Consider the following 18347-nt stretch of genomic DNA (forward strand, 5'->3'; position numbering starts at 1 on the left):
CAGCCGGTGAGGGTTCGAGTTCCGAGGGTCGATCGTCAGTACTCGCCCTTGATCACGAAGTAGGATCCGCGGATCGTGCCGGCGAGTTTCGACTTCTGACGAGCGAACTTGAACCTCGACTCGAGTTCGGCCGGCACGTCCATACCGTCGGAGAGCTTGAACCCGACTGCGCGCTTCCCACCGTCCTCGACCGTGTACATGACGTTGATGGAGAGTCCCGACTCGTAGAACACGTAGGACATGTCGATGCCCTCCACCTCGAACCTGGTGGCTTCGAGCGGTGGGGATTCGATCGTGAGGCTGCGCTCGTCCTGCAGGATGCGGTGCACCCGTTCGATGATCTCCGGCACCTCGCTCGCGGGGCTGACCGTGAAGACGTGGTCGTATTTGTTCTTGAAATAGCGGGCCTCGTTGGCCCGCAGTCCGGCGAGCGCCGCAGCCACCGGCGACGACTCGAGCCTGACCTCCGACACAGTGACGAAATCGACGACGTACGACATTGGTTCCTCCTCGGTTCCCGACCCATCCGACTGTACGGCGAAATGCGTGTCGCGCGTCAGAGCACCTTCATACTTGGACGATGGAACACTGGACCGCGGACAGCCGGTTGCCACTGGCCGTCGATGCGCTGAGCCTGTCCGAATCCGACCCAGCTGCACGACGCCTGATGGAGGCGTTCGACGGCGACCCGGTCGCGGTCGAGGAGCGCTTGGTGGGCGAACCGGCCACCGTCTCCCGGCGACTGCGGTTCAGCTCACAGACTGACGTCATCCTCCACGATGACGCGATCGTGGCCGTGTCGTTCCGCACCGCGCCAGCTCACGGCACGTCCGGCCTGCGGGACGGCTCGGACTGGGTCGGGAGCCTCGATGAACAGACGACGCTCGACGACCTCGCGGTCGGCTTGGGCGAGCGCCCTCGATTCGCCGGGACCGCCCCGTACTTCGAGCTTGGCGGCGGGTACGCTCGCGCCGACTTCCGAGACGGCCGCGGCTGGAACGATCCCGGGAACTTCCTCGGCGTGACGATCACGATCGACCAGCCGGGTCTCGCCTGTCGCCCTGAGGACGACGACTGCCCCGTCTGCAGTGATCTGCTCGTCCGCCCGGCCGGACAGGCGACGGGAGTGGACGTGCGCGGCACCGTCGAGGCGCTGTCCACGGGGCTCGCGGCAGGGGTGCTCTCGGAAGACGTCCACCGCGTCAGGCTCGCCGACGTGCAGCCGCTGTTCGCCTCGCGACTGATGCGGCGCGTCGAAACCCAGCTGACGTGTTCGGCCTGTCGGCGGATCATCTGCTTCACCCTCCACCGGGACTCCTCCCCCACCGTCGAGTACACCGTCCTGAACGACGCTACGCGACGCCCGGTCGAACCGATCCCACCCGTCGAGCTCTGGGGTGATGCGGACCGCATCGCCGCGGACCGTGCGGGGATGCACTACGTCGACCACGAACCCGAGTCGTGGTTCCTCGTGGAGCAGGAGGGCGTCCTCTATCTCGAAGCCCGCTACAGCTACAGCGCCATCGTCGACAGCTCGGCACTGATCCGACTCGACGACGCTGAGCGCGAGCGCTACCGCACGGATGGCCACAACGCGCTGTCCGACCTCGCCACGCAGATCCACAACAGCGCACCGTACCGCGAGGAGTCCGCGTACTTCCAGCGAAACCTCTATCGTGGCAGCGACGCGAAGCAGTACCGGGATGCTGTCGCCCGAGCGATCAGCAACCGGACGTGGCTTGCGGAGCGCAGCCGAGGCTGAGGGCCGCTTCACCCACCGGAGCGTCGCGCGGCAGCCGAGTGCTACACGTTGAAGCGGACCTCCACGACGTCGCCGTCCTGCATGACGTATTCCGTGCCGTCCACGCGGGCCATGCCCTTGGAGTGTGCCTCGGCGACGGATCCCGTCTCGACGAGGTCGTCGAACGAGATGACCTCCGCCTTGATGAAGCCCTTCTCGAAGAGTGCCGCAGATGCGCGGCAGACGACAGGCGCTTGCGAGGACTCCTCCGGCGACCCGTGTTGTGGGCGAAAACACCAGTCGACGAATAAGTCGGTCGAGTTGCTTTTACGCCGTGTCTGACGGCAGGATATCCGCTGTGGCACCGCGAACGGAGTCCGCGAAGCTGAAGGAGACCAGATGCTCGTGACCGTGGCCGAAATACTGACCGCGGCGGCTGCCGTCGGTGCCTTGGTCGCCGCCATCTGGGCGGCGCGTGTGTCCAGGAATCTCTATCAGATCGAGGCGGCACGAGATTTCGAGAGCGGCCAGAGGGCCGAGAAGGAGCAGGCCAGCGGAATCGCTGCCTGGTGCGTCTACTCACTCGCCACGGACGTGGGCGGCATCCTCCTGCACAACAGCTCGGACGCCCCAGTGTTCGACGTCGAGGTCCGGAGCACCTACGCCCGGAAGCAGAATCTGCCGGCCGAATTGCAGGCACCGCTGAAGCTGTCCCTGCTTCCCCCCGGAGACTATGTTGCAAACGCCGACGCCAAGTTCAATTGGTCGTTCCCGGAGCCCCGGGAGTCCATCGACGGTACGGTTCGTCCGATCATGAAGAACTCTCACTGGATCGTGAAGGAGCTGTACTTCACCGATGCCCACGGAAATCGGTGGGTCCGCATCGGTGGAACGCTCACGAAGATCGCACCGACCGCCGTCTGATCGGATGTTCGAGGGAGGACATCGCACCAGGCTCTCTGGAGCTGACCGACAAGAGGTGGCCCGTTCCCATCGTCGATGATCCCTCCGCTCACTCCTGCGCGGGAACGTCCGTGACGCGACTCTCGAACAGTGCGACATCGCCGGCCCACACGAGCGCCAGGCCGACCGTGTCCGAGTACCTCCAGCTGTCCACGTGCGTCGCTCCCGCGACACGCAGCGCCGATGTATAGGAGCCGATGCGGTCAGCGCGGTCCTCCCGCAGGTCGACCACGCGCCAGGGGCCGGCCCAGTGCATCGCGGCGTTCTGCATCCGTGACGCGAACTCGGTGATCTCCGCTGAGCTGACGCCCGCTCCACTCAGGCTGCCTCGCCACGCCAGCGGCAGGATCCTCGCCGCTCCGCGAACGAGGATCGGGCGTTCGTCGACAGCCACCCGTCGTGGGTCGTGGTGAAGACGGCTGCGGGCAACCCGGTCGCCCCGAACATCAGGGAGCGCCCTTCGTACGGCAGCAAGCCGCCATCCACCCTGGAAGCGGAGCCGAACGCTGAGTTCGCATCCCTCCCCAGGTCCATGTCGAGGCCGCGCAGTCCGCTCACGGCACCCACGACCAGCTCGCGTCGGCTTCGCCGCACTCCCGGACGAGTCGGCGGTGGCGAGAGGCCTCGCGCTTGGTACCGCTGTTCTTCGGGACGTACCAGGCCCAGTCCCGCGGTACCAGGTGGAACGCCAGGGATGCGTATCCGAGGTCGCGGTGGATCGCGTGGACGAGGACTGCGGACCACTCGCGCACGGTCCAAGCGATCGGCCGTCCGACGACCTCCGGCCCTGCGACGGCGAGCCGTCGTCCGTACCCTTCGTCTGCGGTGAGTATGGTCTCCGCGTGGAAGCCGTCGCCGCCGTAGAAGTGGACGCCGTCCATCGTCATCCGACGCTTGACCTCCAGGAACCGCTCGTCCGTCGCATCCTCCGCGCCGATCGGGGCCCTTGCGAGCGGCACGATCGCGTGCGTGCTCCGGTCGATGACGACGACGCCGAGATCCGACCACGTCGGCTTTCCGCCGGGTAGCTGCTCCAGGGATCGCAGGACGGACAGCCCGTTCGCGCTGACCGCGAACTCTGCGACGGCGGTCACGACGCCGGTGTGCCCGGGCCGGCGACGGCTGCCTCGCCGACGATGTCCCGCCGCATGACGACGGCCATACGGAGTGCGTCGCCGACGAAATTGAGGTTCACGAACCCAGAGCCGGCGCGGTACAGGAGATACTTCTCGGTCGACCGGATCGGAGCCCCGAGCGCGCGCCGAACCTCATCAGGTGACGCTGCAGGATCCAGCCCCTCGATGAGCGCCGACCAGCCGCGGTAGACGGCGTTCTCAGCGCTCGCTTGGGCGTGGAAGAACACCGAGCTGAGCTCACCGCCGTCGAGGAGGAACTCCACGCCGCTCTCCGGCATCAGGAGGTACGTGGCCTCCCCCTCGTCCTCATCGAAGATCTCGGTCGTGACGTCTCCGCCGACGAATGCGATCACCTGCTCCAGGCGCGGGTCGCCCTCCCGCACGCCGAGCACGTTCAGAAACGCCAAGACGTCACCCTGGATCATCGGATACCCCCGCATCGCATGGAAATGGACAACCATCGCGCACCACACTATCCGCCCTGGTCGTCCCGGACTCAGCACGCTGCAGGGAGTCCGCTACGCTCGGCTCGAGCACACAGCACGGGCTTTCGGGGGATGGAATCGGCATGCGGCGCATATTCACAGAGATCATCGAAGGCGACATCGGAGCGGTCCGCGAGCGGCTCGCGAGCACAACCGGAGCGGTCGACACCATCGCTGGGGCCGCTCCGAAGAATTACGCCGGGCAATCCCCGCTGCAAGTCGCCTACCGCCACGGTGAGTTCGAGATCGCCGCGCTCCTGCTGGCTCACGGCGCTGACCCGGACTTCATCGAACACCACAACCGGGAGCCGTGGGCCATACCGGTCCTGCACCATGCCATCACGGCTGCCGTGATGCGCTCGCGCTGGCTACGACCGACCCGCCGTCCGGACGATCCATGGCAGCTCGCCAGCACCGCCGAACGGGCGGACGCCGCGTACGAAGCGCTCCGACACCTCCTCCAGTCCGGAGCCGACGTCCAGGTCCTCGACTCGTACGGCAATTCATCGCTCGGACGAGCCGTGTTGAATGCGCGCGACCTCCTGCCGAAGCGTCGTTACATCGATCCGGACTGGGTCGACCCAAGGCCTCTGAACCCGGAACTCGTCGCCGACCTTGCGCGCGTCTTCGCGCTGCTCCGCGCGCACGGCGCTGACCCGAAGCGGACGGAACGCGACCTCGGTCACTCGCTCATCGACTTCTACAACGCCGAGCCCGTCGCCCAGTTCCTCCAGGCGTGATCCGGGTCCGCCCCGAGCGATCAGGGCTTCGCAGAGCGCCGGCAATGCGGTGCAACGATCACACGTTGAAGCGGAACTCCACGACGTCGCCGTCCTGCATGACGTATTCCTTGCCCTCCATGCGGGCCTTGCCCTTGGAGCGAGCCTCGGCCACGGAACCCGTCTCGACGAGGTCTTCGAAGGAGATGACCTCGGCCTTGATGAAGCCCTTCTCGAAGTCCGTGTGGATGACGCCAGCCGCCTGAGGCGCCTTGGCACCCTGTGGGATCGTCCAGGCACGCGACTCCTTGGGGCCGGCCGTGAGATAGGTCTGCAGCCCGAGCGTCGCGAAACCGATGCGGGCGAGCTGGTCGAGACCGGACTCGGTCTGGCCGGTCGACTCGAGCATCTCGCGGGCGTCGTCCTCGTCGAGGTCGACGAGCTCCGACTCGAGCTTCGCATCGAGGAAGACCGCCTTGGCGGGAGCCACGAGCGCTGCGAGCTCGTCGAGCTTGCCCTCATCCTGCAACACGTCCTCATCGACGTTGAAGACGTAGATGAACGGCTTGGCCGTCAGGAGGCCGAGCTCCTTGATCGGGGCGAGGTCGATCTTCGTCGCAGAGAGCGGCGTCCCGGCGTTCAACGCCTCCTGCGCCTCTTTCGCCGCGGTGAGCACGGAGGGGTCGAGCTTCTTGCCCTTGACCTCCTTCTCGAACCGCGTGATCGCCTTCTCGAGCGTCTCGAGGTCGGCGAGGATCAGCTCGGTGTTGATGGTCTCCATGTCGGAGGCCGGGTTCACGTCGCCATCGACGTGCACGACGTCGGGGTCGGCGAAGCCGCGGACCACCTGCGCGATGGCGTCGGCCTCGCGGATGTTCGCGAGGAACTTGTTGCCGAGCCCCTCACCCTCGCTCGCGCCCTTCACGATGCCGGCGATGTCGACGAACGACACCGCTGCGGGGAGGATGCGCTCGCTGCCGAAGATCTCGGCGAGCTTGCCGAGACGCGCATCGGGCAGTTCGACCACGCCGACGTTCGGCTCGATCGTCGCGAACGGATAGTTCGCTGCGAGCACGTTGTTGCGCGTGAGCGCGTTGAACAGGGTTGACTTGCCGACGTTGGGCAGACCGACGATGCCGAGAGTAAGAGCCACGAGGGTCTATCGTACTTGGCCGCGCGCCTCCGTGGGGCGCGCCTGCCTGCTCAGGCCCCTGATCGCCGTTCGAGCGGCGTGCCACACGACCGGTGTCGGACGATGGTGCGAGGGTGAGGACGTGCCACTGGATTTCACCGCCATCGACTTCGAGACCGCGAACTCGTCCTCCGCCTCAGCGTGCAGCGTCGGGCTCGTCAGAGTCCGCGACGGCATCGTCGTGGACCGCACCGGGTGGCTCATCCGCCCGCCGGCCGGGCACGACGCGTTCCTCGAATGGAACACCCGCATCCACGGCATCATCGCCGACGACGTGATCGGGGCGGCGGGATGGGCTGATCAACTGGGCGCGCTGCTGGACTTCACCCAGGGCGACGCACTCGTCGCGCACAATGCGGGCTTCGACATGGGGGTCATCCGTGGTGGTTGTGCGGCAACCGGTCTCGACTGCCCCGACATCACCTACCTGTGCAGCCTCAACGTCGCCCGGAAGACCTACCAGCTCGACTCCTACCGGCTGCCGGTGGCAGCTCTGGCGGCAGGTTTCGACGACTTCCAGCACCACGAGGCCACCGGCGACGCCGAGGCTTCTGCACACATCATCATCGACTCGGCAGCACGCATCGGCGCATCGTCCATCGCCGAACTCGCTCAACTGACGAGTGTGAAGATCGGCCGCATCGGGACGACCGTCGCCGCCTGAGGCCCGCGCGGCCTCCGCTCGATGTCGGCGGTCCAGGTCACACTGAGGCCATGGACAGCGCAATCGCCCTCGGAGTCGGCCTCCTCATCGGTCTCGCCATCGGTGCGGCCGTCGCGATCATCCTCGTCCGACGCACGGGCGCCTCCGCGTTGCAGGGCGGCCCCGAACCCGCGCTCCTCGAAGCACGGCACGCCGCGCAGCTCGCCGAACTCCGCGGCCAGCAGTCGCAGCTCCTCGCCGACGCAGCGGCCAAGGAGGCCGAACTCCGTGCGACCCTCCGAGCCGAACTCGCCGCACTCGATGCCACGGCGGACGGCCTGAACCGGGAGCTCGGCGCGCAACGCGCCCAGTACCGCGAACTCGTCGAACGCCAGCGGGCGGACGCGAACGCCCGCACCCGCCACGAACAGGACGAGAGCCTCGTCCTCCAGGCGCTCGCCCCGGTCCAGCACAGCCTCGAGCACATGCAGGCGAAGGTCACCGAGCTCGAGCAGCAGCGCAGCCGTCAGCACGGCGAGCTCGCTCAGCAGCTCAAGACCGCGTCCGAGTCGGAGGAACGTCTACGGTCGACCACGGAGTCGCTCGCGTCCGCCCTCCGCAACAACGCCACCCGCGGCGTCTGGGGCGAGACCCAACTCCGCAACGTCGTCGAAGCGGCCGGGCTCACGCAGCGAGTCGACTTCGACGTGCAGTCGAGCATCACCTCGGACGCCGGGACCGGTCGCCCGGACATGATCGTGCGGCTGCCGGGCGGGAAGTCGATCGCGGTCGACGCGAAGGTGCCGTTCGCGCAGTACCTCGAAGCCAGCACGATCCCGGTCACGGCGACGGGCGAGGAAGCCGCACGGCGCACCGCGCTCCTCGGCCAGCATGTCAAGGCGGTGCGATCGCACGTGGATGCGCTCGCCGCGAAGGGCTACTGGCGAGGACTCAAGTCCAGCCCGGAGTTCGTCATCTGCTTCATCCCGAGCGAATCCCTGCTTGCGGCGGCGCTCGAAGCCGACCCGAGCCTGCTCGACTACGCCTTCGGCAAGCGGGTCGCGCTCGCCTCGCCCGTCAACCTGTGGGCGGTCCTCAGGACGGTCGCGTTCACCTGGCAACAAGATGTCCTCACCGAAGACGCGAAGCGACTGTTCGACCTCGGCAAAGAGCTCTACCAGCGCCTGTCGACGCTCTCCGACCACGCCGACCGCCTGCGCCGATCGATCGAGAGCACCGTCACGAACTACAACCAGTTCGCGTCCTCCTTCGAGACACGGGTCCTCGTCACCGCCCGGAAGCTCGACGCCCTCGATGAGGCGACGGTCATCGGTCAGCTCGCCCAGAGCGATGCCTCACCGAAGCGTCTCACGGCTCCGGAGGCACAACCCGCGCCCGACGTTCCCGCTGCCGAGCCGAGCGAGCTCGAGGAACGCCTGTCGCACAGGTTGCACGACTGACCACCCCGCGCTGCAACGACGACGCGCCCGGTTCCTCACGGAGCCGGGCGCGTCGTCGTTCGAGGAGTGGCTAGAGCCACTTCTCTGCGAGGTGGTCTGCGACCACCCGACGGATGGTGCCCGAACGCGAGCGCAGCACGAGGCTCTCGGTGCGGATGATCGGGCCCTTGCGCTGCACGCCGTCGACGAGTTCGCCGTGCGTGACACCGGTCGCAACGAAGTACGTGTTGTCGCCGCGCACGAGGCCGTTCGCGCCCAGCACGCGGTCGAGGTCGTGCCCGGCAGCGATCGCGCGGGCGCGCTCCTCGTCGTCCTTCGGCATGAGCTTGCCCTGGATGAACCCACCGAGTGCCTTCACAGCACACGCCGTGATGATGCCCTCGGGTGTTCCGCCGACGCCGACGCACATGTCGATGCGCGAGTCGTAGCGGGCGGCGTTGATGCCACCGGCGACATCGCCGTCGAGCAGCAAGCGGGTGCCTGCTCCGGCCTCGCGGATCTCCTCGATCAGCTGGGCGTGACGCGGGCGGTCGAGGACGGCGACACGGATGTCCTCGGGGAGCTTGCCCTTCGCCTTCGCGAGTTCGCGGATGTTGTCGCCGATGGACTGGCTGATGTCGACGACGCCGATGCCGTCGGCACCCGTGACGATCTTGTCCATGTAGAAGACGGCGGAGGGGTCGAACATGCTGCCGCGGTCGGAGACGGCGATGACGGAGAGCGCGTTCTGGCGGCCGGCGGCTGTGAGGCTCGTGCCGTCGATCGGGTCGACGGCGATGTCGCAGGACGGGCCGCGACCGTTGCCGACGTGCTCACCGTTGAACAGCATGGGCGCTTCATCCTTCTCGCCCTCGCCGATGACGACGACACCGTCGAAGTTGACCGTGCCGAGGAAGGCGCGCATCGCGTCCACTGCGGCGCCGTCGGCGGCGTTCTTGTCACCCCGTCCGATGAACGGCGCTGCTCGGATGGCCGCTGCCTCCGTCGCTCGCACCAGCTCCATGGCGAGGTTGCGGTCGGGCTGCAGATAGTGGGAGCCGGTTTCAGGCTGGGTCACTGGATCCTCCATGGATCGCTCGCCTCGTGGGACACGACGCTTCGGTGGGTGAGGGTTTCAGCCTACCGAACCGGGCCGGGAACGCCCGGTGACGATTGCGGATCGAGGCGCTTCCGTGATCTCGTGAGCGGGCTGCCTGGACCGACCACGACGGACTCGACGACGATCGAGCCGTCGTCATCGGCGCGGACTCCGGCGAGCTCGTGCCCGGCGGCGAGCGCAGTCGAGGTGACGGCGCTGAGGATCAGCCAGGCATTCTTCCGGCAGAGCTCGCCGAGGGTGAATTCACGTTCGAGGTTGACGTGGTCGTCGATCAAGCGGGTGCGTTCCTGGGCAGACTGCGGCGCGAACCTGACTGCCATCCAGCCGTCGAGCGCGCGGACTGCCGCGGCCGTCAGGATGCCCTCCGGCGCACCGCCGATGCCGAGCAGCAGGTCGAGGTCGCCGTCGGACGCTGCCGCACGGAGGGAGAGCGCGACGTCCCCATCCGCGAAACTCACGAGCCGGGCCCCTGCGGCGACGACCGCCCGCGCGTACTGCTCGTTCCGTGGGCGTTCCTGCACCGCGACGCGCAGCTCCTCGACGGGACGTCCGAGCCGACTGGCGAGCGTCGTCAGCGTGACCGCGACAGGGTCGGCGAGCGACAGTCCGGCACCCGCCCGTGCGCTGACCAGCTTCTCGAGGTAGTAGGCCGGACCGATGTCGAACATGGCCCCGCGCGGGGCGACCGCGATGACCGCGACGGAATCCGGGCGGCCGGTGGCCGCGAGTTTCGTTCCGTCGACCGGGTCGACAGCGAGGTCGATCGCGGGTCCGGAACCCGTGCCGAAGCGTTCGCCGACGAACAGCATCGGCGCCTGGTCCTTCTCGCCCTCCCCCACGACGACGAGGCCGTCGACGGCGAGGTCCTCGAGCGCACTGCGGAGCGCATCGACCGCGACGCCGTCGATGCGCAGACCGTCTCCGCCGCCCACGAGCGACGCGACCGAGGCTGCGGCAGCCCGGGTCGCGTCGAGGAAGCCTTCGAGGAGGGCGGCGTCCGGGGTGCGCTTCGACATCTTGAGCATCTCCCCATCGTGCCCCATGCCGCCTGGTGCGATTCACTAGACTTTGAGGCGAATCGTCCCCACGCAAGGAGAAGACATGCCCGTCGCCACCCCGGAACAGTACGCAGCGATGCTCGACAAGGCGAAGTCGAACGGGTTCGCGTACCCCGCGTTCAACGTCTCGAGCAGCCAGACCATCAACTCCGTCCTCCAGGGCTTGACCGAGGCCGGCTCCGACGGCATCATCCAGGTCACCACGGGTGGCGCCGACTACTTCGCCGGCCACACCGTGAAGAACCGCGCTGCCGGCGCGATCGCGTTCGCGAAGTTCGCCACCGAGGTCGCGAAGAACTACCCGGTCACCGTCGCGCTGCACACCGACCACTGCCCGAAGGACGCGCTCGACGGCTTCGTCATGCCGCTCATCGCCGCCTCCGAAGAAGAGGTGAAGGCCGGCCGCAACCCGATCTTCCAGTCGCACATGTGGGACGGCTCTGCAGTGCCGCTCACGGAGAACCTCGAGATCGCCGAGCAGATGCTCAAGCGCACGAAGGCAATCAACGCGATCCTCGAGGTCGAGATCGGCGTCGTCGGTGGCGAGGAGGACGGCGTCAGTCACGACATCAACGAACACCTCTACACCACGCTCGACGATGCGATCGCGACGATCGAGGCCCTCGGCCTCGGCGAGCAGGGGCGCTACATGGCCGCACTCACCTTCGGCAATGTGCACGGCGTGTACAAGCCGGGCAACGTCAAGCTGCAGCCGGAGCTCCTGAAGACCATCCAGGACGGCCTCGCCGCCAAGTACGGCCACGGCCCGAAGCCCCTCGACCTCGTCTTCCATGGCGGATCGGGCTCGACCGACGCCGAGATCTCGGAAGCCGTTGCGAACGGTGTCGTGAAGATGAACATCGACACCGACACGCAGTACGCGTTCACCCGCTCGATCGCGGGCTACATGCTGAGCAACTACGAGGGTGTCCTCAAGCTCGACGACGAAGTCGGCAACAAGAAGGTCTACGACCCTCGCGCCTGGGGCAAGGTCGCCGAGTCGGCGATGGCTGCTCGCGTACTCGAGTCGACGAAGCAGCTCGGTTCGTACGGCACCAGCACCTCCTAGTCGCAATCACAGAACGGGGCCGGCAGTGATGCCGGCCCCGTTCTGTGTATCCGCGCTGCGCGGTGCGACCTACGGCTGTTGCGCGCGGACGAACTCGATGAACGCCGGATCGGTACCCATTGCGATCGCGAGACAGATCACGACCACGATGTTCGCGACGACGCCGGCGACGAGCGGGATCCAGAACGTCAGGCGGCCGGCCCGGAGCGACCGGCTCGAGAGAAGGACGGCTGCGATCCAGATCGCGATCTGCAGCCCGAGCGCCAGGATGCCCATGGCGCTCGCGAGGCCGTCGGACGAATACCCCGAGACGCCGAGCTGGACGAGCGCCGGTCGGATGAGCCCGGGCAGATCGAGCAGGTTCGGCATCGTGACGATGAGCCCGATCAGTCCGAGGCCGAGCAGGATCGAGGTCGCGAGGCGGTCTCCGGTGACCGGGCGGCGTCCTCCGGGCGGCAGTGCCACCGGTGAGGACGAGCCGTCTGGTGCGGGAGGCTGAGGAGCCTGCCGGGTCTGCTCGCGCAGGGTGGGCTCCGGCTTCGCGTCGATCGGTACGACCGGCGCGATGCCGAGCTCCTCCGCGCGCTGCTCGTCGACGGGCTCTGCGATACGGGCCCGCTGCTCCTCGGGTGACGCGTACTCGCCGAACTGCGGGCGGGGGCGGGGTTCGCTCATGGTCGGCGCCCTCCTAGAGCGCGCGGATCTGTCGTGCCGGCAAGATCCTTGCGCAGCTCCTTCGGCAGGGAGAACATGAGGTCCTCCTCGGCCGTCTTGACTTCCTGCACCGTGCCGTAACCGGCGCCGGCGAGCTCCTCGAGGACCTCGTCCACGAGCACCTCGGGCACGGACGCGCCGCTCGTCACGCCGACGGTGGCGACGCCGTCGAGCCAGGCCTGCTCGATCTCATGCGCGTAGTCGACGCGGTGCGCTGCCTTGGCGCCGTATTCGAGGGCGACCTCCACCAATCGCACCGAGTTCGACGAGTTCGCCGATCCGACGACGATCACGAGGTCGGCGTCCTGTGCGACCTTCTTGATCGCGACCTGGCGGTTCTGGGTGGCGTAGCAGATGTCGTCGCTCGGCGGGTCCTGGAGCTTCGGGAAGCGCTCGCGCAGGAGTCGGACGGTCTCCATCGTCTCGTCGACGGACAGCGTGGTCTGCGAGAGCCAGACGACCTTCTCCGGGTCGGCGACGACGAGGTCGGCGACCGCTTCGGGGCTCGTGACGAGCGTGACGTGGTCAGGTGCTTCCCCGGCAGTTCCCTCGACCTCCTCGTGGCCCTCATGGCCGATGAGCAGGATCTCGTAGTCGTCTCGGGCGAAGCGGACGGCCTCACGGTGCACTTTGGTGACGAGGGGGCACGTCGCGTCGATGGCGAGCAGGCCTCTGTCGGCCGCAGCGTCGACGACGGCCGGTGAGACACCATGCGCGCTGAACACGATGTGGGCGCCCGAGGGCACTTCGTCGACTTCCTCGACGAAGACCGCCCCGAGGGACTCGAGCTGGGTGACGACGTGCACGTTGTGCACGATCTGCTTGCGCACGTAGACGGGCGCCCCATAGTGTTCGAGCGCCTTCTCCACTGCGACGACCGCACGGTCCACGCCGGCACAATACCCACGAGGTGCCGCGAGCAGCACTCGCTTCTCCCCCGTGACGGGGAGGTCGGCGAGGCGTCCGGCAAGACGGCGGAGCCTCGGCATGCCGAGGCCGATGGCGGGGGCGTCGCGCAGATCGGTCACCACTGGATTCTACGCGGGGGCGCTCGGGAGTCGGCCGTGAACGCTCCCTGTCGGCGGAACCACCCGTCGTCGGTGCCCGCGGCTAGGCTTGAGGGATGAGCGATGCACCGGCCACGATGGACGCACCCTGGCCCGTCGCCCTGCTCGGCGCGAAGCTCCGCGACTACATCGATCGGCTCGGCACGGTCTGGGTCGAGGGTGAGATCACCCAGTGGGGCGCGTCCGGCGGCAACGTCTACGGAAAGCTGAAAGACCTCGAGGTCGACGCCACGGTCGGTTTCACGATCTGGTCGTCCGTCCGCGCCAAGATCCCCGCCGACCTCAAGCAGGGTGACCACGTCGTCGCGCTGATGAAGCCGAACTACTGGCTCAAGGGCGGCACGCTCACCATGCAGGTCATGTCGATGAAGCACGTCGGCATCGGCGACCTCCTGGAACGCTTGGAGCGTCTGCGGAAGCAGCTCGCCGGCGAAGGCCTGTTCGACGCCACGCGGAAACGCCCGCTGCCCTTCCTGCCGCAGTGCATCGGACTCGTCACGGGCAAGGACTCCGACGCCGAGAAGGACGTCCTCCGCAACGCAGAGCTCCGTTGGCCCTCCGTACGCTTCCGTGTGGTCCACGCGGCGGTGCAGGGTGACCGCACGCCCGGCGAGGTCGTCAGCGCCATCGAGACCCTCGACGCCGACCCCGAGGTCGACGTCATCATCGTCGCCCGCGGCGGCGGAGACTTCCAGAACCTCCTCGGGTTCAGCGACGAACGCGTCGTGCGCGCGGCTGCCGCCTGCACGACGCCGCTCGTGAGCGCGATCGGACACGAGGCCGACCGACCGTTGCTCGACGACGTCGCCGATCTGCGCGCCTCGACGCCGACGGACGCCGCCAAGCGCGTCGTACCAGACGTCGCAGAGGAGTTCACCCGGGTGCAGCAGGCACGGATGCGCCTGTCCGCGAGAGTGACCACGATGCTCGGACACGAGATCGACCGTATCGCGACGCTCCGCACCCGTCCGGCCCTCGCCGACCCGTCGTGGATCGTCGACTCCCGAGCCGACGAGCTGACCCGGACGGTCGCCCGCGGCGCCGAACTGATCGACCGTGCTGTCGAACGCGCACAGCGCGAGGTCGGCGAGCTGCGCGCGCACCTGCGGGCGCTGTCCCCGCAGCGCACCCTCGATCGCGGCTACGCCATCGTGCAGCGGGCGGACCCCGCCGGCGACGTTCCGGGCGGAGCCGTCATCCGAGCGGCTGCCGATGCGCCGGCCGGCACCGAACTCCTCATCACCCTCGCTGCAGGCGCCATCGGAGCCGCGAGCACCGGCCAGACGACGGCTGCCGTCACGACCGACGACGAATAGGATAGAAGCATGCCAACCTCCTCCGATGTCCAGGCGCTCAGCTATGAGCAGGCACGCGACGAACTGGTCCGTGTCGTGTCCGAACTCGAGCAGGGTTCGGCCTCCCTGGAGGACTCCCTCCGGTTGTGGGAGCGCGGCGAACAGCTCGCCCAGCGCTGCGAGGAATGGTTGGTCGGCGCGAAGGCCCGACTCGACGCCGCCCGCGCCGCGCAACTCGGATCCGGAGCGGCGGGAACGGCACAGTGAGCGACACCAAACCTCCCCGCGTCGTCGCCGAACTCGGCCGCCCGGAGACCCCGCAGGAGACTGCCGACCGCAAGGCTGAGAACTCCCGTCTGTACCGCTCGCGGAAGACGGTCAACAACCTCGTCCTCTCGTTGCTCGCCACCGTCGGGCTGGTCATCGTCATCGTGCTCGCCGTCCCACGCGGTGAGGCTCCTGATCGGCCGACCGTCGACTACGCACAGCTCGCCGGGCAGGCGCAGCGCGACATCCCAGTGCCGCTGCTCACGCCGGAGCTCGGCGACGACTGGGGCAGCAACTACGCCGATGTCCGGACCGCGTCCTCCCCCGTCGTCGGCACACCCGACATCCGCTCCTGGAACGTCGGACTCATCTCCCCCGACGACGAGTTCGTCGGCCTCGTCCAAGGCGTCGACGCCAACGACACCTGGCTCTCGGCCGAACTCGACGAAGCCCGCCCGACCGGGACGGTCACGATCGACGGCGTCGAATGGATCGAGTACGCGAACGGCAGCGGCACCGACACCGGCAACGTCCAATACGCACTGTCGACGGTCGCCGGCCGCAGCACCATCGCGATCTTCGGGACCGCCTCTCCGGAACTGGCCCTCGACGTCGCGCGCTCAGTCCGCCAAGGGATCACCGCGAACCTGGACGCCCCCACCCCCTGCAGGAACGGATTCCGAATGACCCAGAAGCGTCCAGGTGCCGTCTGGCGCGAGATGCAGCGTGGCAACGCTCGTTTCGTCGCCGGTGATCCCGCCCACCCCCGTCAAGACGTCGAGCGGCGCGCGACACTCGCGCACTCGCAGTCGCCCGAAGCCGTCATCTTCGGCTGCTCCGACTCCCGTCTGGCCGCAGAGATCATCTTCGACAAAGGACTCGGTGACCTCTTCGTCGTCCGCAACGCCGGTCAGATCGTCTCCGATTCGGTGCTCGGCACGCTCGAGTACGCCGTGGGCGTCCTCCGAGTGCCCCTCATCCTCGTCCTCGCGCACGATGAGTGCGGGGCCGTCCGCGCGGCGATCGACTCACAGGCCGAAGACGCCACCCCGCTGCCGCCGTACATCGACCAGCTGATCCAGCAGATCGTACCCGCCGTCACCGCGGTCGCCGGCCCCGCGCCGATCGATGCGGCGGGGGTCGATTCCTCCGAGGTCGGACGACGACACCTACGCAGGACGGTCATGGAGGTCATCTCGCGGTCCGAGCTGATCAGTGACGCCGTCGCCGCAGGAACAGTCGCCATCATCGGCGCGAACTACAAGCTCCTCGAAGGCACCGCCGTCGCCGACATCGTCATCGGCGACATCACGATCCACGAGTAACGACACCGCGCGCCGTCCGGCGCGGCGCAGGACCACCGCACATCGCACAAAGGAGAACGAACAGCGTGGCAGACACCTCAGCTACCGAGTACCGCATCGAACACGACACCATGGGCGAGGTGCGGGTCCCCGCGAACGCGCTCTACGGTGCACAGACGCAGCGAGCCGTGGAGAACTTCCCGATCTCGGGCAGCGGACTCGAGTCGGCTCAGATCGCCTCGCTCGCTCGCATCAAGAAGTCCGCCGCGATCGCGAACGCGCAGCTCGGCGTGCTCGACGCCGCGATCGCCGATGCGATCGCCTCTGCCGCCGACGAAGTGATCACGGGCGTCCACGACGCGCAGTTCCCGGTCGACACCTACCAGACCGGCAGCGGCACGTCCTCGAACATGAACATGAACGAGGTCCTCGCCGCCCTTGCGAGCTCGCGTCTCGGCAGCCCCGTCCACCCGAACGACCACGTGAACGCTTCGCAATCCTCGAACGACGTCTTCCCCACGTCGGTGCACATCGCCGTCACGAGCGCCCTCATCGACGATCTCATCCCGGCCCTCGACCACCTCGCCGTCGCGCTCGAGCGCAAGGCCGAGCTGTGGAAGACCGCGGTCAAGCCCGGCCGGACGCACCTCATGGACGCGACGCCGGTGACGCTCGGCCAGGAGTTCGGCGGCTACGCACGTCAGATGCGCCTCGGCATCGAGCGCGTCCGCACCGCCCTCCCCCGTGTGGCCGAGGTCCCGCTCGGCGGCACAGCCACCGGCACCGGCATCAACACGCCCAAGGGCTTCCCGCAACTCGTCATCGAGCTGCTCGCACGGGAGACCGAACTGCCCATCACCGAAGCGCAGGACCACTTCGAGGCGCAGGGCGCCCGCGACGGCCTCGTCGACGCGTCCGGCGCACTCCGTGTGATCGCGGTGAGCCTCACCAAGATCTGCAACGACCTGCGCTGGATGGGTTCCGGGCCGAACACCGGTCTCGGCGAGCTGCACATCCCGGACCTCCAGCCCGGTTCGTCGATCATGCCAGGCAAGGTCAACCCGGTCATCCCCGAAGCAGTCCTCATGGTCGGCGCTCGGGTCATCGGCAACGATGCGACGATCGCATGGGCCGGCGCGTCCGGCGCGTTCGAGCTGAACGTCGCCATCCCGGTGATGGGTACGGCGCTCCTCGAGAGCATCCGGTTGCTGAGCAACGCGACCCGTGTCCTCGCCGACAAGACGGTCGACGGTCTCGAAGCCAACCTCGACCGCGCTGCTGCTCTCGCAGGCTCCTCCCCCTCGATCGTCACTCCGCTGAACAAGATCATCGGCTACGAGTCGGCCGCGAAGATCGCGAAGCACTCGGTCGCGAAGGGTCTGACCGTCCGTGAGGCGGTCATCGACCTCGGATTCGTCGAGCGCGGCGAGATCACCGTGGAGCAGCTCGACACGGCCCTCGACGTCCTGTCGATGACGCACCCCGGCTGAGAAACCTCACCCGCTGAACGGCTCCGGACCCTGTGGTCCGGAGCCGTTCTGCGATTCATGCGACGACGGCGATCGCGGCCCAGGCTCCGAGCAGGAGGAACGGGCCGAAGGGGATGCGGATCTGCCATCCGGCGGCGGCGCCGCGACCCCGGGCGATGCACACCACCGCGGCGCCGACGATTCCCGCTGCGCAGATCGTGATGGTGACGAAGAGGACCACAGCGGGGACGCCGAAGCATCCGACGGTGAGTCCCAGCAGCGCTCCGAGTTTCACATCGCCCATGCCGAGCCCTCCGAACACCGCGCACGCGTACAGTGCGCCGCCCACGACCAGACTGGCGCAGAGCGCTTCCCAGACCGGCGCCCGACGGACCACCGCATCGAGCGCGGTGAGCGGCATCGCGACGGCGAGGGCTGGAAGCACGATGCGATTCGGGAGGCGGCGGGTCAGGATGTCGGTCCGGACGAGGATCGGAGTGATGATCGCGAGCCAGAGCAGGAGGACCGCGACCGGACGGACATCGACACCGACCCGGAGGACCGCGAACAGGGAGAGCACCGAGCCCAGCGCGACCATCCAGGATGCTGCGGACAGGCGACGGCGTGTTCGTCGGCGGAGGGTCCGGAGAGGAGACATCCCGCCAG

At 67.9% G+C, this 18347-nt stretch carries 20 protein-coding genes and 2 pseudogenes; 11 read left to right on the plus strand and 11 right to left on the minus strand.

What is annotated here, in order from left to right:
• Positions 1–35: 35 nt before the first annotated feature.
• Positions 36–500 (minus strand): phage tail protein, encoded by a 465-nt coding sequence (locus tag ABMA10_RS14415; RefSeq protein ID WP_347870527.1) that lies wholly within the window; start codon positions 498–500, stop codon positions 36–38.
• A gap of 80 nt (positions 501–580) precedes the next feature.
• On the opposite strand from ABMA10_RS14415, the gene ABMA10_RS14420 reads away from it, so the two are divergent.
• Positions 581–1762 (plus strand): hypothetical protein, encoded by a 1182-nt coding sequence (locus ABMA10_RS14420; protein ID WP_347870528.1) that lies wholly within the window; start codon positions 581–583, stop codon positions 1760–1762.
• Between the two features lie 41 nt (positions 1763–1803).
• On the opposite strand, the pseudogene ABMA10_RS14425 reads toward ABMA10_RS14420, so the two are convergent.
• Positions 1804–1962, minus strand: a pseudogene (locus ABMA10_RS14425) (DUF933 domain-containing protein); the annotation flags it as partial.
• Between the two features lie 178 nt (positions 1963–2140).
• Here ABMA10_RS14425 and ABMA10_RS14430 point away from each other — a divergent pair.
• A complete protein-coding gene (locus ABMA10_RS14430; RefSeq protein ID WP_347870529.1) occupies positions 2141–2665 on the plus strand; it encodes a hypothetical protein in 525 nt (174 codons plus the stop codon).
• Between the two features lie 88 nt (positions 2666–2753).
• Here ABMA10_RS14430 and ABMA10_RS14435 read toward each other — a convergent pair whose 3' ends face one another.
• The 3 genes from ABMA10_RS14435 to ABMA10_RS14445 form a co-directional block, all read right to left on the minus strand.
• Positions 2754–3098 (minus strand): hypothetical protein, encoded by a 345-nt coding sequence (locus ABMA10_RS14435; RefSeq protein WP_347870530.1) that lies wholly within the window; start codon positions 3096–3098, stop codon positions 2754–2756.
• A gap of 160 nt (positions 3099–3258) precedes the next feature.
• Entirely contained in the window at positions 3259–3798 is a 540-nt protein-coding gene (locus ABMA10_RS14440) for a hypothetical protein (RefSeq protein ID WP_347870531.1), read from the minus strand.
• The gene (locus ABMA10_RS14445) at positions 3795–4247 is read right to left on the minus strand and encodes a hypothetical protein (protein ID WP_431030644.1); all 453 of its coding nucleotides are present in this window, start codon (positions 4245–4247) and stop codon (positions 3795–3797) included. Before ABMA10_RS14445 ends, ABMA10_RS14440 begins: the two co-directional genes overlap by 4 nt.
• A 161-nt stretch (positions 4248–4408) precedes the next feature.
• Between ABMA10_RS14445 and ABMA10_RS14450 the strand changes: the two genes are divergently transcribed.
• Complete coding sequence (locus ABMA10_RS14450) at positions 4409–5065, plus strand: hypothetical protein (protein ID WP_347870533.1); 657 nt, start codon at positions 4409–4411, stop codon at positions 5063–5065.
• A 58-nt stretch (positions 5066–5123) separates the two neighbouring features.
• Here the strand turns inward: ABMA10_RS14450 and ychF are convergent, their stop codons facing one another.
• Complete coding sequence (gene ychF, locus ABMA10_RS14455) at positions 5124–6197, minus strand: redox-regulated ATPase YchF (RefSeq protein ID WP_347870534.1); 1074 nt, start codon at positions 6195–6197, stop codon at positions 5124–5126.
• Between the two features lie 121 nt (positions 6198–6318).
• Here ychF and ABMA10_RS14460 point away from each other — a divergent pair, with 121 nt between their 5' ends.
• On the plus strand, positions 6319–6900 hold the full coding sequence (locus tag ABMA10_RS14460) for an exonuclease domain-containing protein (RefSeq protein ID WP_347870535.1): 582 nt from the start codon (positions 6319–6321) through the stop codon (positions 6898–6900).
• 50 nt (positions 6901–6950) lie between these two features.
• The gene (gene rmuC, locus ABMA10_RS14465; protein ID WP_431030645.1) at positions 6951–8339 is read left to right on the plus strand and encodes a DNA recombination protein RmuC; all 1389 of its coding nucleotides are present in this window, start codon (positions 6951–6953) and stop codon (positions 8337–8339) included.
• A 70-nt stretch (positions 8340–8409) separates the two neighbouring features.
• Here the strand turns inward: rmuC and glpX are convergent, their stop codons facing one another.
• Entirely contained in the window at positions 8410–9408 is a 999-nt protein-coding gene (gene glpX / locus ABMA10_RS14470) for a class II fructose-bisphosphatase (protein WP_431030646.1), read from the minus strand.
• Between the two features lie 50 nt (positions 9409–9458).
• Positions 9459–10454 (minus strand): fructose-bisphosphatase class II, encoded by a 996-nt coding sequence (locus ABMA10_RS14475; protein WP_431030647.1) that lies wholly within the window; start codon positions 10452–10454, stop codon positions 9459–9461.
• An 85-nt stretch (positions 10455–10539) separates the two neighbouring features.
• Between ABMA10_RS14475 and fbaA the strand changes: the two genes are divergently transcribed.
• Positions 10540–11565 (plus strand): class II fructose-bisphosphate aldolase, encoded by a 1026-nt coding sequence (fbaA, locus tag ABMA10_RS14480; protein ID WP_347870539.1) that lies wholly within the window; start codon positions 10540–10542, stop codon positions 11563–11565.
• A gap of 69 nt (positions 11566–11634) precedes the next feature.
• Here fbaA and ABMA10_RS14485 read toward each other — a convergent pair whose 3' ends face one another.
• On the minus strand, positions 11635–12240 hold the full coding sequence (locus tag ABMA10_RS14485; RefSeq protein ID WP_347870540.1) for a DUF6264 family protein: 606 nt from the start codon (positions 12238–12240) through the stop codon (positions 11635–11637).
• Complete coding sequence (locus tag ABMA10_RS14490; protein WP_347870573.1) at positions 12237–13268, minus strand: 4-hydroxy-3-methylbut-2-enyl diphosphate reductase; 1032 nt, start codon at positions 13266–13268, stop codon at positions 12237–12239. The genes ABMA10_RS14485 and ABMA10_RS14490 overlap by 4 nt, the downstream gene beginning before the upstream one ends.
• A 134-nt stretch (positions 13269–13402) precedes the next feature.
• Here ABMA10_RS14490 and xseA point away from each other — a divergent pair, with 134 nt between their 5' ends.
• The 5 genes and pseudogenes from xseA (at position 13403) to ABMA10_RS14515 (ending at position 17702) form a co-directional block, all read left to right on the plus strand.
• Positions 13403–14662 (plus strand): exodeoxyribonuclease VII large subunit, encoded by a 1260-nt coding sequence (gene xseA / locus ABMA10_RS14495; RefSeq protein ID WP_347870541.1) that lies wholly within the window; start codon positions 13403–13405, stop codon positions 14660–14662.
• 9 nt (positions 14663–14671) lie between these two features.
• Positions 14672–14908: an exodeoxyribonuclease VII small subunit gene (locus tag ABMA10_RS14500; protein WP_347870542.1), complete on the plus strand. Its 237-nt coding sequence runs from the start codon at positions 14672–14674 to the stop codon at positions 14906–14908.
• A pseudogene (locus ABMA10_RS14505) lies at positions 14827–15516 on the plus strand (DUF4245 domain-containing protein); the annotation flags it as partial. The gene ABMA10_RS14500 and the pseudogene ABMA10_RS14505, both read left to right, overlap by 82 nt.
• 75 nt (positions 15517–15591) lie before the next feature.
• Positions 15592–16233, plus strand: a complete 642-nt coding sequence (locus tag ABMA10_RS14510; protein WP_347870544.1) for a carbonic anhydrase — start codon at positions 15592–15594, stop codon at positions 16231–16233.
• Positions 16234–16298: 65 nt separating this feature from the next.
• Positions 16299–17702, plus strand: coding sequence for a class II fumarate hydratase (locus ABMA10_RS14515; RefSeq protein ID WP_347870545.1), 1404 nt, complete (start codon positions 16299–16301; stop codon positions 17700–17702).
• Positions 17703–17757: 55 nt separating this feature from the next.
• Here the strand turns inward: ABMA10_RS14515 and ABMA10_RS14520 are convergent, their stop codons facing one another.
• A complete protein-coding gene (locus ABMA10_RS14520) occupies positions 17758–18339 on the minus strand; it encodes an A24 family peptidase (protein WP_347870546.1) in 582 nt (193 codons plus the stop codon).
• Positions 18340–18347 lie beyond the last annotated feature (8 nt).

The organism is Plantibacter sp. RU18 (assembly GCF_050613355.1).
GTDB lineage: Bacteria > Actinomycetota > Actinomycetes > Actinomycetales > Microbacteriaceae > Plantibacter.